The organism is Streptomyces sp. NPDC005004 (genome assembly GCF_053600675.1).
Map to the genome: position 1 here is coordinate 23627 of NZ_JBSGAH010000035.1, position 12631 is coordinate 36257.

13 protein-coding genes are annotated in these 12631 nt (G+C 71.6%); 10 read left to right on the forward strand and 3 right to left on the reverse strand.

All coding sequences use genetic code 11. From position 1 onward, the window contains the following. Positions 1 to 75: 75 nt before the first annotated feature. Positions 76 to 1362, forward strand: a complete 1287-nt coding sequence (locus ACWEEU_RS29840; protein ID WP_451736638.1) for a sensor histidine kinase — start codon at positions 76 to 78, stop codon at positions 1360 to 1362. Positions 1363 to 1507: 145 nt separating this feature from the next. Here the strand turns inward: ACWEEU_RS29840 and ACWEEU_RS29845 are convergent, their stop codons facing one another. Continuing rightward, positions 1508 to 1894 carry a barstar family protein gene (locus ACWEEU_RS29845; RefSeq protein ID WP_451736641.1) on the reverse strand — a complete coding sequence of 129 codons (387 nt, stop codon included), beginning with the start codon at positions 1892 to 1894 and terminating at the stop codon, positions 1508 to 1510. A 219-nt stretch (positions 1895 to 2113) separates the two neighbouring features. Here ACWEEU_RS29845 and ACWEEU_RS29850 point away from each other — a divergent pair, with 219 nt between their 5' ends. From ACWEEU_RS29850 to ACWEEU_RS29865, 4 genes are all read left to right on the forward strand, one after another. After that, positions 2114 to 3454, forward strand: a complete 1341-nt coding sequence (locus tag ACWEEU_RS29850) for a sensor histidine kinase (RefSeq protein ID WP_451736664.1) — start codon at positions 2114 to 2116, stop codon at positions 3452 to 3454. A gap of 174 nt (positions 3455 to 3628) precedes the next feature. After that, positions 3629 to 4300 carry a response regulator gene (locus ACWEEU_RS29855; protein WP_385747637.1) on the forward strand — a complete coding sequence of 224 codons (672 nt, stop codon included), beginning with the start codon at positions 3629 to 3631 and terminating at the stop codon, positions 4298 to 4300. A 297-nt stretch (positions 4301 to 4597) separates the two neighbouring features. Further along, positions 4598 to 6526: a 2-oxoacid:acceptor oxidoreductase subunit alpha gene (locus ACWEEU_RS29860; RefSeq protein WP_451736644.1), complete on the forward strand. Its 1929-nt coding sequence runs from the start codon at positions 4598 to 4600 to the stop codon at positions 6524 to 6526. Next, a complete protein-coding gene (locus tag ACWEEU_RS29865) occupies positions 6519 to 7583 on the forward strand; it encodes a 2-oxoacid:ferredoxin oxidoreductase subunit beta (RefSeq protein ID WP_385747609.1) in 1065 nt (354 codons plus the stop codon). The genes ACWEEU_RS29860 and ACWEEU_RS29865 overlap by 8 nt, the downstream gene beginning before the upstream one ends. A gap of 45 nt (positions 7584 to 7628) precedes the next feature. On the opposite strand, the gene ACWEEU_RS29870 is transcribed toward ACWEEU_RS29865, so the two are convergent. Continuing rightward, positions 7629 to 8033 (reverse strand): winged helix-turn-helix transcriptional regulator, encoded by a 405-nt coding sequence (locus tag ACWEEU_RS29870; RefSeq protein ID WP_385747611.1) that lies wholly within the window; start codon positions 8031 to 8033, stop codon positions 7629 to 7631. 102 nt (positions 8034 to 8135) lie between these two features. Between ACWEEU_RS29870 and ACWEEU_RS29875 the strand changes: the two genes are divergently transcribed. The 4 genes from ACWEEU_RS29875 (at position 8136) to ACWEEU_RS29890 (ending at position 11065) form a co-directional block, all read left to right on the forward strand. Further along, complete coding sequence (locus tag ACWEEU_RS29875; RefSeq protein WP_451736648.1) at positions 8136 to 8990, forward strand: NAD(P)H-binding protein; 855 nt, start codon at positions 8136 to 8138, stop codon at positions 8988 to 8990. 113 nt (positions 8991 to 9103) lie between these two features. Next, entirely contained in the window at positions 9104 to 10090 is a 987-nt protein-coding gene (gene rarD, locus ACWEEU_RS29880; protein ID WP_451736651.1) for an EamA family transporter RarD, read from the forward strand. Positions 10091 to 10244: 154 nt separating this feature from the next. After that, a complete protein-coding gene (locus tag ACWEEU_RS29885; RefSeq protein ID WP_451736653.1) occupies positions 10245 to 10715 on the forward strand; it encodes a VOC family protein in 471 nt (156 codons plus the stop codon). Between the two features lie 32 nt (positions 10716 to 10747). Then, positions 10748 to 11065, forward strand: a complete 318-nt coding sequence (locus ACWEEU_RS29890) for a DUF6980 family protein (RefSeq protein ID WP_451736656.1) — start codon at positions 10748 to 10750, stop codon at positions 11063 to 11065. Here the strand turns inward: ACWEEU_RS29890 and ACWEEU_RS29895 are convergent. After that, the gene (locus tag ACWEEU_RS29895) at positions 11062 to 11667 is read right to left on the reverse strand and encodes a hypothetical protein (RefSeq protein WP_451736659.1); all 606 of its coding nucleotides are present in this window, start codon (positions 11665 to 11667) and stop codon (positions 11062 to 11064) included. The genes ACWEEU_RS29890 and ACWEEU_RS29895 overlap by 4 nt on opposite strands. A 214-nt stretch (positions 11668 to 11881) precedes the next feature. Here ACWEEU_RS29895 and ACWEEU_RS29900 point away from each other — a divergent pair, with 214 nt between their 5' ends. Next, complete coding sequence (locus tag ACWEEU_RS29900) at positions 11882 to 12469, forward strand: flavodoxin family protein (RefSeq protein WP_451736662.1); 588 nt, start codon at positions 11882 to 11884, stop codon at positions 12467 to 12469. Positions 12470 to 12631: the final 162 nt, after the last annotated feature.

The following is a 12631-nucleotide window of genomic DNA, read 5'->3' on the forward strand; positions in this document are numbered from 1 at the left end:
TGGGGTTTTCCCCCGGGGGCGGAAGGCGGACTGCCGCATGGCGCGGGGGGTGTGGGACACGGCAGGCTGACGGCCATGACCGCTGCCGCCTCCGCCGCGAGCCGGGACGAGGGCAACGTCCGGACCGCTCACGCCCTCCAGACCGACGCCCGTGGGCCGGACCACGCCCTCCAGACCGACGCCCGCGGAACCCTCCCCGTCTCCCACTCCGACGCCGCACCCCTCTCCCCCGCCCGGCTGCCCTTCGGTGGGCAGACCTGGAAGGAGATCGCGTTTCTTCTGCTGAACCTGCCGGTGGCGGTGTTCGGGTTCACCTATGTCGTCACCTGCGTGTCCGTCAGCGCGGGGCTGACGGTGACGGTGCTCGGGCTGCCGCTGCTCGCGGGCTGTCTGCTGGGGGCGCGGCTGCTGGGGCGGCTGGAGCGGGCGCGGGTGGGCGGGCTGCTCGGGGTGCGGGTGCCCGAGCCGTCGCCGCTGGCGGTGCTGCGCGGACGGGACCGGAGAGCGGCGCGGCGGCTGTGGCTCGTGCTGCGCGATCCGGTGGGCTGGCGGGCACTGCTCTACTTCTTCATCCGGCTGCCCTGGGGCATCTTCACCTTCTGCACGGTCCTGACCTCGCTGTTCGTCCTCTGGCCGGTGCTGTCGTTCATCGCCCGGGGTCTGACGAACGTGGACCGGGCGCTGGCCCGGGCTCTGCTGGCGCCCTCGGACGAGCTGGAGCGCCGGATAGCCGAGCTGGAGTCGGACCGGGGGGTGGTCGTGGACACGGCGGCGGCGGACCTGCGGCGCATCGAACGGGATCTGCACGACGGGGCCCAGGCACGCCTGGTCAACCTCGCCATGGAGCTGGGGCTCGCCAAGGAGAAGCTGCTGGAGGACCCGGAGGCCGCCGCCCGCATGGTCGACGACGCCCACGGCGAGGTGAAGACCGCCCTGCGCGAACTCCGCGACCTCGCCCGGGGCATCCACCCCGCCGTCCTCACCGACCGCGGCCTCGACGCGGCCCTCTCCTCCATCGCCGCCCGCTGCACGGTCCCGGTGACCGTCACCACGGATCTCCCCACGCGCCCCGCCCCCGCCATCGAGGGCATCGCCTACTACACCGCCAGCGAACTGCTCCAGAACATCAGCAAGCACAGCCGCGCCCACCACGCCACCGTCGACCTCTGGCGCACCGACGACCGCCTGATGCTCCAGGTCCGCGACGACGGCACGGGCGGTGCGACCGCCTCCCCCGGCGGCGGTCTCCACGGCCTCACCGAACGCCTCGGCGCGGTGGACGGCCTCCTGCTGATCGACTCCTCGCCGGGCGGGCCGACAACGATCACGGCGGAACTCCCGTGGCGGGACCGGACGGCGTGAGGGAGCGGGCGTAGAACACGTGGGGGAGCGGGCGTAGAGCGGTCGATCGCCAGAAGGCGCCGCAAGCGAGCGACGCCCCCGGCGGCGCGCCGGTCCCTCCGACCGCCGACCCCCGACCACACCGAGGGCGTTCGTGAGTGCCCGGTCAGCGAAGCCGCAGGCCGCCGGGAACGCGGTCGTCGAAGATCTCGACCAGCCAGTCGAAGACGGTGGTCCCGCGCCCTTCTCGCGCCGCGTCGAGGTCGGCACGGACCGACGGGCGGTTCGCGGGGTGGCAGCGTGCCAACCGGATCTCCAACTGCCGAGCCGTCTCCGGATGGCCGAGGCGCTCGCGGGACACCTGGTGGTCGCGCCACTCGACCACGTAGTCATCGTCGTCGGGTGTTCCGAAGCCGCCGCTGAGGCAGTCCGCGAAGGCATCGAGGTTTCGGCCGAAGTAGCCCCCGGTGCCGTTGACCGCTTCGCCGACAACTCGCCAGAAGTCCTCCAGCGTGCTGATCCGGGTGCCGTCCAGCACGTAGGTCGTTGTCACGGCTCGGAGCCTACGTACGCCCCGCGCCACGACCACACCGGATACTCGGCCCGCCACCCGCCGGACACCCGCCCCCCGAAGCCCCCGGAAGCCCGCCGGAGGCACCCGGTAGGGAAAACCCCCGCCCCCCGACACCGGCCCACGCCATGGCCCCGGCCCCACCCCCCGCGGGAGCCTGAAGGCACGTTCGGACAGGTGACGAGAGGACGGATCACGGCGATGGCCACCGAGTACGACGGACAGGGGTACCGGGTTCCCAGCGCATCCGGCGGCGGGCGGAGCCATCGCGTGCCGGCCGGGCTGCGGGCGCCGTTCGAGGGGCGCACCTGGCGGGAGTTCGGGTATGTGCTGCTGAGCCTGCCGATCGCGATCGCGATGTTCGTGTGGGCGGTGACGGCGGTGTCGCTCGGCGCGGGGCTGCTGGTGACGTTCGTCGGGATTCCGGTGCTGGCGCTGGGGCTGGCCGGCTGCCGGGGGTTCGGGGCGCTGGAGCGGGCGCGGGCGCGCGGGCTGCTCCGGGTCGAGGTGGCGGAGCCGGAGCCGCTGACCGTACGGGGACCCGGCGCCCTCGCCTGGATCGGCGCCGTGCTGAAGAGCGGCAGCTCCTGGCGGAACCTCCTCTTCGCGCTGGTCCGCTTCCCGTGGGCGGTGTTCTCGTTCGCGGTCGGGCTGAGCTTCTGGACGTACGGCTGGGCGCTGCTGACGTACCCGCTGTGGTTCTGGGTGTTCCCGATGTACGCCGGACAGGGCGGCATCCAGCTCTACGGCGACGCGCACCACAGCGTGTATCTGGACAACCCCTTCGAGATCACCGTGACCTCGCTGACCGGTCTGATGTTCACGCTGCTCACGCCGTGGGTCCTGCGGGGTCTGACCACGGTGGACGGGCTGCTGGTGCGCGGGCTGCTCGGTCCCTCGTGGCTCTCGCAGCGCGTGGAGCGGCTGGAGTCGGGGCGCGGGACCGTGGTGGACACGGCGGCGGCGGACCTGCGGCGCATCGAACGGGATCTGCACGACGGGGCTCAGGCACGGCTGGTCAACCTCGCCATGGACCTCGGTCTCGCCAAGGAGAAGCTGCGCGAGGACCCGGAGGCGGCCGCCCGCATGGTCGACGAGGCGCACGGCGAGGTGAAGACCGCCCTGCGGGAGCTGCGCGACCTGGCGCGGGGCATCCACCCCGCCGTCCTCACCGACCGGGGTCTCGACCCGGCGCTCTCCTCCGTCGCCAGCCGCTGCACGGTCCCGGTGACGGTCACCACCGACCTGCCGAGCCGCCCCGCCCCCGCCATCGAGGGCATCGCCTACTACACCGCCTCCGAACTGCTCCAGAACATCAGCAAGCACAGCCGCGCCCACCGCGCCACCGTCGACCTCTGGCGCACCGACGACCGTCTGATGCTGGTGGTCACGGACGACGGCGTCGGCGGCGCCGACCCCGCCAAGGGCTCCGGACTCGCGGGCCTGTCGGCGCGGCTGGGCGCCGTGGACGGCCTGCTGGTGGTCGACTCCCCGCCCGGCGGCCCGACCCGGATCACGGCGGAGCTTCCCTGGCGCGACTGAGCGGAGCGGAGCCGTGCCGGCCGGGAAGCCGGGCCTCGCCTCGGGGCCGGGCCGCCGCAGCTGACCGGGACAGCCGACGGACAGGACACCCCCCGCGCCGCCCCCTTTGCTGGAATGCTGGTCCCCGTGGTGGACAAGGCGTCGTGGCGGCGGGCTGTGGGGGGCCGGGAGATCGTGGAGAACAGGGTGCGCGTGGTCATCGCCGAGGACTCGGTGCTGCTCAGAGAGGGGCTGACCCGGTTGCTGACCGACCGGGGTCACGAGGTGGTCGCCGGGGTCGGGGACGCGAAGGCGCTGGTCGAGACCATCACCGAGCTGAACGCGGCGGGCGAGCTGCCGGACGTGGTGGTGGCGGACGTGCGGATGCCCCCGACCCACACCGACGAGGGCGTACGGGCGGCGGTCGAGCTGCGCAAGGCGCACCCGGGGCTCGGGGTGCTGGTGCTTTCGCAGTACGTGGAGGAGCGGTACGCCACCGAGCTGCTGGCCGCGTCCAGCCGGGGCGTGGGCTATCTGCTGAAGGACCGGGTCGCCGACGTGCGCGAGTTCGTGGACGCGGTGGTCCGGGTGGCCGGGGGCGGTACGGCGCTCGACCCCGAGGTCGTCGCGCAGTTGCTGGGGCGCAGTCGCAGGCAGGACGTGCTGGCAGGGCTGACCCCGCGCGAGCGCGAGGTGCTGGGGCTGATGGCGGAGGGGCGGACGAACTCGGCCGTGGCCAGGCAGTTGGTGGTCAGCGACGGCGCGGTGGAGAAGCACGTCAGCAACATCTTCCTGAAGCTGGGGCTCGCCCCGAGCGAGGGGGACCACCGGCGGGTGCTGGCGGTGCTGACGTATCTGAACTCGTAAGAGCGCTTCCCCGCGGGAGCCGTGGGGGTCACTCCTTATGGGGACTGTTCTCCCGGGGACTGTTCACGTCCGGCACGGGGGGAACCCGGGTGAAACCAGGGGCCACCTGGGGAGTGTCTTTCGAGTGGTCCTCGGGGGTGACGGGAAATCATGAGCTGTCAGCCCGCGAGGCCGTCCCGGGGAGCCGTCCACCATGTGGATTCCCTCGGAAGGCGACCCTAATCGACGTAGGGTTGATCCTGGACGGCCGGTGGGACGGCCGCCCATGGACAGCCGCCTCGAAGGAGGTCCAGTTCAGTGACCAGCCAGGTCAGCAGCCCAGCGGAACCGGCCGACGACACGGTCGTGGGAGAGCAGCGCACACCGGGCGGCGCGAAGGACGTGCGGCGCCTGAACCGGGTGATCATCCGGTTCGCGGGGGACTCGGGTGACGGGATGCAGCTCACCGGCGACCGCTTCACCTCGGAGACCGCGTCCTTCGGAAACGACCTCTCCACGCTCCCCAACTTCCCCGCCGAGATCCGTGCCCCCGCGGGCACCCTGCCGGGTGTCTCCTCGTTCCAGCTCCACTTCGCCGACCACGACATCCTCACCCCGGGCGACGCGCCGAACGTGCTGGTCGCGATGAACCCGGCCGCGCTGAAGGCCAACATCGGCGACCTGCCGCGCGGCGCCGAGATCATCGTCAACACCGACGAGTTCACCAAGCGCGCCCTGCAGAAGGTCGGCTACGCGGGCGACCCGCTGGAGGACGGCTCGCTGGACGGCTATCAGCTGCACCCGGTGCCGCTCACCACCCTCACGGTGGAGGCGCTCAAGGAGTTCGACCTCTCCCGCAAGGAGGCCGAGCGCAGCAAGAACATGTTCGCCCTCGGGCTGCTGAGCTGGATGTACCACCGGCCCACGGAGGGCACCGAGAAGTTCCTGCGGACGAAGTTCGCCAAGAAGCCGGACATCGCGGCGGCCAACATCGCGGCGTACCGCGCGGGCTGGAACTTCGGCGAGACGACCGAGGACTTCGCCGTCTCCTACGAGGTGGCTCCGGCCGCCCGTGCCTTCCCGCCGGGTCTGTACCGCAACATCTCGGGCAACCTCGCCCTGTCCTACGGCCTGATCACCGCCTCCCGGCAGGCGGATCTGCCGCTGTTCCTCGGCTCGTACCCGATCACCCCGGCCTCCGACATCCTGCACGAGCTGTCCAAACACAAGAACTTCGGTGTGCGGACCTTCCAGGCGGAGGACGAGATCGCGGGGATCGGCGCGGCGCTGGGCGCGGCCTTCGGCGGCAGCCTCGCGGTGACGACGACCAGTGGTCCCGGTGTGGCGCTCAAGAGCGAGACGATCGGGCTCGCGGTCTCGCTGGAGCTGCCGCTGCTGATCGTCGACATCCAGCGCGGCGGCCCCTCCACCGGCCTGCCGACCAAGACCGAGCAGGCCGACCTCCTCCAGGCGATGTACGGCCGCAACGGCGAGGCACCGGTGCCGGTGGTCGCGCCGAGAACCCCGGCCGACTGCTTCGACGCGGCGCTGGAGGCGGCCCGGATCGCGCTGACCTACCGCACCCCGGTGTTCCTGCTCTCCGACGGCTACCTGGCCAACGGCTCCGAGCCCTGGCGCATCCCGGAGTCGGACGAACTCCCGGACCTGTCCGTGCGGTTCGCGCAGGGCCCGAACCACACCCTGGAGGACGGCACCGAGGTCTTCTGGCCGTACAAACGCGACCCGCTGACCCTGGCCCGCCCCTGGGCGCTCCCCGGCACGCCCGGTCTTGAGCACCGCATCGGCGGCATCGAGAAGCAGGACGGCACGGGCAACATCTCCTACGACCCGGCCAACCACGACCTGATGGTCCGCACCCGCCAGGCCAAGATCGACGGCATCGAGGTCCCCGACCTCCGGGTGGACGACCAGGACGGCGCCCGCACCCTGGTGCTCGGCTGGGGTTCGACGTACGGCCCGATCACGGCGGCGGTGCGGCGGCTGCGCACGGCCGGCGAGTCGATCGCCCAGGCCCATCTGCGTCACCTCAACCCCTTCCCCGCCAACCTGGGCGAGGTCCTGGCGCGCTACGACAAGGTGGTGATCCCCGAGATGAACCTCGGCCAGCTCGCCACCCTGATCCGGGCGAAGTACCTGGTGGACGCGCGCTCCTACAACCAGGTCAACGGGATGCCGTTCAAGGCGGAACAGCTTGCCGCCGCGCTGAAGGAGGCCATCGATGACTGACCTGGGCAACGGGCTGCTCCAACTGGTCCCCAAGGCGGAGGCCAAGCAGTCGATGAAGGACTTCAAGTCCGACCAGGAGGTGCGCTGGTGCCCGGGGTGCGGTGACTACGCGATCCTCGCCGCCGTGCAGGGCTTCATGCCGGAGCTGGGCCTGGCGAAGGAGAACATCGTCTTCGTCTCCGGGATCGGCTGCTCCTCCCGCTTCCCGTATTACATGAACACCTACGGGATGCACTCCATCCACGGCCGCGCCCCGGCCATCGCGACCGGACTCGCCGCCTCCCGGCGGGACCTGAGCGTGTGGGTGGTCACGGGCGACGGCGACGCCCTCTCCATCGGCGGCAACCATCTGATCCACGCGCTGCGCCGCAACGTCAACCTCAAGATCCTGCTGTTCAACAACCGGATCTACGGTCTGACCAAGGGGCAGTACAGCCCGACCTCAGAGCTGGGCAAGATCACCAAGTCGACGCCGATGGGCTCGCTGGACGCACCCTTCAACCCGGTCTCGCTCGCGCTCGGCGCGGAGGCGTCCTTCGTGGCGCGGACGATCGACTCCGACCGCAAGCACCTCACCGAGGTCCTGCGGCAGGCCTCCGACCATCCCGGCACGGCGCTGATCGAGATCTACCAGAACTGCAACATCTTCAACGACGGCGCCTTCGACGCCCTCAAGGACAAGCAGCGTGCCGAGGAGGCGCTGATCCGCCTGGAGCACGGGCAGCCGGTGCGCTTCGGCGGCGCGGACGGTGAGCGCGGGGTCGTCCGCGACCGGGCGACCGGTGACCTGAAGGTCGTCGACGTGACCGAGGAGAACGAGGCGGACCTGCTGGTCCACAACGCCCACGCCGACTCCCCCACCACGGCCTTCGCGCTCTCCCGCCTGGCCGACCCGGACACCCTGCACCACACCCCGATCGGGGTGTTCCGGTCGGTGGAGCGTCCGGTCTACGACACGCTCATGTCCGACCAGCTCGACACGGCGATCGAGCAGCGGGGCAAGGGCGATCTGGCGGCGCTGCTCGCGGGCGGGGACAGCTGGACGGTCATCGGCTGAGGAACGCCGGGGTGACGGGGGCCCGGGCAGGTCCGCGCGGCGGGTTCAGGAGGCCCGGGCGGCGGACGCGGCCCGGGCCTCGTCGTACGTCCGGCGCGCCGCGTCCACCCGGTCCATGCGGTCGTGGGTCCACTGGGCCAGGGACCTGACCTGCTCGGCGGCCTCGCGGCCGAGCGGGGTGAGGGAGTAGTCCACGCGGGGCGGGATGACGGGCTGGGCGTCGCGGTGGACCAGGCCGTCGCGCTCCAGGGTCTGGAGGGTCTGGGTGAGCATCTTCTCGCTGACACCCCGGCCGTTCCACCGGTCGATGGCGCGGCGCAGCTCGCCGAAGCGGTAGGAGCGGTCGAGCAGTTCGATCAGCACGAGGACGCCCCAGCGGCTGGTGACGTGCTCGAGGACCAGCCGGTAGGGGCACAGGGCCTCGGCTTCCGCCATGTCACTTACTGCCATGCCAGTACCTTACTTCAAAGTGGGTACTTTCGCTTGGTTAGCGCCACCCCTAGGGTGAGTGACATACCGACCCGGCTTACCGCCCCCAAGGAGCACGCACCCATGAGCATCGTCGTCACCGGAGCCACCGGACACCTCGGCCGCCTGGTCGTGGAGCAGTTGCTGGAGAAGGTCCCCGCGGGGGAGATCACCGCCGTCGTACGGGACGAGGCGAAGGGCGCCGACTTCGCCGCGCGCGGGGTGCGGATCGCCGTCGCGGACTACAACGCCCCCGAGACCTTCGGCGGTCTCTTCGCCGAGGGCGACAAGGTCCTGCTGATCTCGGGCAACGAGATCACCAAGGACCGCGCGGTCCAGCACCAGGTCGTCATCGACGCGGCCGGGGCGGCGGGGGTGGCGCTGCTCGCGTACACCAGCGCGCCGGGCACGCTGAACGTACGGCTCACCGCCCCGCACCGGGCCACCGAGAAGGCGCTGCTCGCCTCCGGGCTGCCCTACTCGCTGCTGCGCAACGGCTGGTACCACGAGAACTACACCGAGAACCTGGCCCCGGTCCTCGCCCACGACGCGGTGGTCGCGGCGGCGGGTGACGGCCGCGTCTCCTCGGCCGCGCGCGCCGACTACGCCGCCGCGGCGGTCGCGGTGCTGACCGGCGAGGGCCACGAGAACACGACGTACGAGCTGGGCGGCGACGAGGCGTGGAGCTTCGCCGAGTACGCGGCGGAGCTGAGCCGGGCGACCGGGCGGGAGATCGCCTACCGGTCGGTCTCCGTGCCGGAGCTGGAGGCGATCCTCACCGGCGCCGGGCTGCCGGAGGCGCTCGTGACGGTGTTCGCCGAGGTGGACCAGGCGATCGAGCGGGGCGACCTGGTGGTCTCCGGCGGGGAGCTGTCGCGCCTGATCGGGCGCCCGACGACGCCGCTGGCGGTCGCGATCGAGGCGGCGCTGAAGGACTGAATGTCCTTGTCGGGGCGCGTGTCATGACCGTATGGCGATACGGGCATGACATGCACCCCGCGGCGGCGCTACCTTCTTCCTCGCGTGGCTGGAAATGCGAGAAGGAGGGGCCCGTGGCCGGGACGTCCAAGGGTGAGCACCGAATAGGTCTGCTGAACGGCTTCGCGGCCTATGGCATGTGGGGCCTGGTCCCCCTGTTCTGGCCGCTGCTGAAGCCGGCCGGGGCGATGGAGATCCTGGCCCACCGGATGGCGTGGTCGCTGGTGTTCGTCGCGGCCGCGCTGGTCTTCGTACGGCGCTGGGCCTGGGCCGGTGAGCTGCTGCGGCAGCCACGCCGCCTCGCGCTGGTCACGCTGGCGGCGGCCGTCATCACCGTGAACTGGGGCGTCTACATCTGGGCTGTGAACGCGGGTCACGTGGTGGAGGCGTCCCTCGGGTACTTCATCAACCCGCTGGTGACCATCGCGATGGGCGTGCTGCTGCTCAAGGAACGGCTGCGGCCGGTGCAGTGGGCGGCGGTCGGGGTGGGCTTCGCCGCCGTCGTCGTCCTGACCGTCGGCTACGGCCGCCCGCCGTGGATCTCCCTCTGTCTCGCCTTCAGCTTCGCGACGTACGGGCTGGTCAAGAAGAAGGTCGGCCTCGGCGGTGTCGAGTCGCTGGCCGCCGAGACCGCGATCCAGTTCCTGCCCGCGGTCGCCTATCTGATCTGGCTCTCCGCCCACGGCGGCGCCACCTTCACCACCGACGGTCCCGGCCACGCGGCGCTCCTCGCCTCGACCGGCGTCGTCACCGCGCTGCCCCTGGTCTGCTTCGGCGCGGCCGCGATCCGCGTCCCCCTCTCCACCCTCGGCCTCCTCCAGTACCTGGCCCCCGTCTTCCAGTTCCTCCTCGGCATCCTCTACTTCCACGAGGCGATGCCCCCGGAGCGGTGGGCGGGCTTCGCCCTGGTCTGGCTCGCCCTGATCCTCCTGACCTGGAACGCGATGCACTCGGTGCGACGGGCACGGGTGGTGGCACGGTCTGCGGGGGTGCCGACTGCGGCTGCGGCGGAAGTGGAGCCGACGGCGCCTGCGGCGGAGGCGGCGACGGCGGAGAGCTGAGGCAGGACGTGCCCCGAGGCGGGGGCCGGAGGCGGGACGTGCCCCGTGGCGGAGGCCGGAGGCGGGACGTGCCCCGTGGCGGGGGCCGGAGACCGGGCGCGCCCGATCGGCCGGTCACCGGGCACCCGACCACCCCCACCGCTATAAGTGGGACATGACGAACCCGTCCTCCCCCGCCCCGCTGCACTGGAAGCTCGTCATCGACGCGGCCGATCCGCACGCGCAGGCAGACTTCTGGGCCGCCGCCCTGCGCTACGCGCCCGAGGACAACAGCGCGCTGATCGAACGCCTCCTGTCCGTCGGCGCGCTCGACGGCGAGGCCACCGTGGAGTACCACGGCCACCCCGCCTTCCGTGACCTCGCGGGCGTCCGCCACCCCGAAGACCCCTACGACCGCGCCACGGGGACCGGCCTCGGCCGCCGCCTCCTCTTCCAGCGCGTCCCCGAACCGAAGACGGGGAAGAACCGCCTCCACATCGACCTCCACCCGGGCCCCGACCACCGCGCCGAGGAGATCACCCGCCTGAAGTCCCTCGGCGCCCGCGTCCTGGGCGAGGTCTCCGAACCTGCGGGCGACTGGGTGGTCCTGGCGGACCCGGAAGGCAACGAGTTCTGCGTCAGCTAGCCGACGCGAGCGTCCACAGGAAAGCCGAGCCCATGACCGACCACTGCTGCGAGTCGATGACCGCCCAGGTCAACACCCGCTGCCCCCACCACGACGACCCCTTCACCTGCCCCGACACCCTCATCGGCTTCACCCCGCGCTTCCAGGAATACGCCCTGATCATCCACGACGGCGGCACCGCGACCCTCACCATCGCCTACTGCCCCTGGTGCGGCCACCGCCTCCCCGACTCCCAACGCGACCGCTGGTACGACGAACTGGACCACCTCGGCATCGACCCCGCGGAGGACGAGATCCCACCGGCATTCCGGAACGCGGACTGGCTGTCGGTGCCGCCGCGGGAGGTCTAAGCCGGTCCCCCGGCAGCTCGCGCCCGCGCCGCCAGGCGCGGCAGGCGTTCCCGGGCGGAGTCCAGCAGGTGCGGGTCGTCCGTCGACGCCGGGCCCGGCTCCGCCAGCAGGAGGGTCCAGAGGTTGGTCAGGCTGTGGCCCAGGGAGAGGGCCACGGACGGGTCGGGAATCGCTCGCCAGGCGGCGGACGCGCTGAGGACGTTGGCGTAGGCCGCGGTGGGGTGGGCGGATTCGCGGTGGCGGTAGGCAAGGTTGAGGGAGAGTTCGCAGGCGTGGCGGACGTCGCCGGTCAAGTAGGCGATGTAGGCAGTGAGTTCACCCAAAGTCAGGACTTCGGGGTGGCGGTGGCCCAGGACGCGGGCCGCGTGGGCGATGGTCCGGGATGTCAGGGTCGCCGCTTCCGCGGTGCGGCCGTCGCGGATCGCCTCGGCGATCGGGGCGAGGGGGCCGGTCAGGGAGCCGGAGAGGATTTCCTCGGCCAGGGTGTCGAAACGGCTGGCCGGTGGGACGGTCTCGGTCGTCTGCTGAATCGGTTCGGCAAGTTCATGCCGCGCCGCCGGGATCGACACCGCGCGCTTCTTCTCCAGACTCAGTCCGGACATCGTTTCCTCACTCCCCCGGCGCCGCCATCCGGCCGTACGCCTCCTGCCTGCCAGTGTGCCCGGCGCTCCTCGGCCGGGCCGTCACCGGCGCGTCACAGCCTCGCATCAGCCCGGCGGGCCGGATCGCGGGAAAGGCCGGAACGGAATAAGTGCGCGTGCATAAGATGCTTGCGTCTATATCAGGGAAGTCGCCCGCCACCACCCCGGGAGAACCATGAACCGCCGCTTCGTCTTCGTCCTGGGCAGCGCCCGCACCGAGGGCAACACCGAGTTCCTGGCCCGAGCCGCGGCCGAGCAGCTCCCCTCCGACGTGGAGCGGGAGTGGCTGCGACTGTCCGAGCTGCGCCTGCCCGACTTCGCCGATCTGCGGCACGACGGCGACCACGTACGGCCCGCTCCGGACACGGCGGCCGGGCGACTGCTGGACGCCACCCTCGCGGCCACGGACGTCGTGATCGCCTCGCCACTTTACTGGTACTCCGTCTCGTACCTCACCAAGCACTACCTGGACCACTGGTCGGCCTGGCTGCGCATCCCCGGGCTCGGCTTCAAGGAGCACATGGCCGGGCGCACCCTGTGGGGCGTGACGGCGCTCGCGGGGGCGAACCCCTCGGTCGCCGACCCGCTGGTGGGCACGCTCAACAACTCGGCCGCGTACATGGGGATGCGCTTCGGCGGCGTCCTGCTCGGCAACGGCACCGCGCCCGGCGACGTACGCAAGGACACCGACGCGCTGGCGCGGGCCAAGACCTTCTTCGCGGGTGAGGCGCCCCTCGCGCGCTTCCCGTACCAGGACGCCTGAGCCCGGGACCTGGGGGGCGTCTCTCCGATCTTCGTGGATCAGCCCGCGGCGTCTGGTGCGGGGGGGTGCCCCTATGTGTTTGGTCAAGGTCGAGGACCAGTAGGTTCGTGCGGTCGAGGGTGGGGCCGAGCCGTAGGGGTGTGCATGGGTGATAGCCAGGTC

Bases quoted from the DNA above. Each gene is read 5' to 3' on its own strand.
- ACWEEU_RS29875 (WP_451736648.1), top strand. From the start codon at position 8,136: ATGAGCATCGTCGTCACCGGAGCCACCGGACACCTCGGCCGCCTGGTC.
- ACWEEU_RS29850 (WP_451736664.1), top strand. From the start codon at position 2,114: ATGGCCACCGAGTACGACGGACAGGGGTACCGGGTTCCCAGCGCATCC.
- ACWEEU_RS29900 (WP_451736662.1), top strand. From the start codon at position 11,882: ATGAACCGCCGCTTCGTCTTCGTCCTGGGCAGCGCCCGCACCGAGGGC.
- ACWEEU_RS29870 (WP_385747611.1), bottom strand. From the start codon at position 8,033: ATGGCAGTAAGTGACATGGCGGAAGCCGAGGCCCTGTGCCCCTACCGG.
- ACWEEU_RS29890 (WP_451736656.1), top strand. From the start codon at position 10,748: ATGACCGACCACTGCTGCGAGTCGATGACCGCCCAGGTCAACACCCGC.
- ACWEEU_RS29840 (WP_451736638.1), top strand. From the start codon at position 76: ATGACCGCTGCCGCCTCCGCCGCGAGCCGGGACGAGGGCAACGTCCGG.
- ACWEEU_RS29895 (WP_451736659.1), bottom strand. From the start codon at position 11,667: ATGTCCGGACTGAGTCTGGAGAAGAAGCGCGCGGTGTCGATCCCGGCG.
- ACWEEU_RS29885 (WP_451736653.1), top strand. From the start codon at position 10,245: ATGACGAACCCGTCCTCCCCCGCCCCGCTGCACTGGAAGCTCGTCATC.
- ACWEEU_RS29865 (WP_385747609.1), top strand. From the start codon at position 6,519: ATGACTGACCTGGGCAACGGGCTGCTCCAACTGGTCCCCAAGGCGGAG.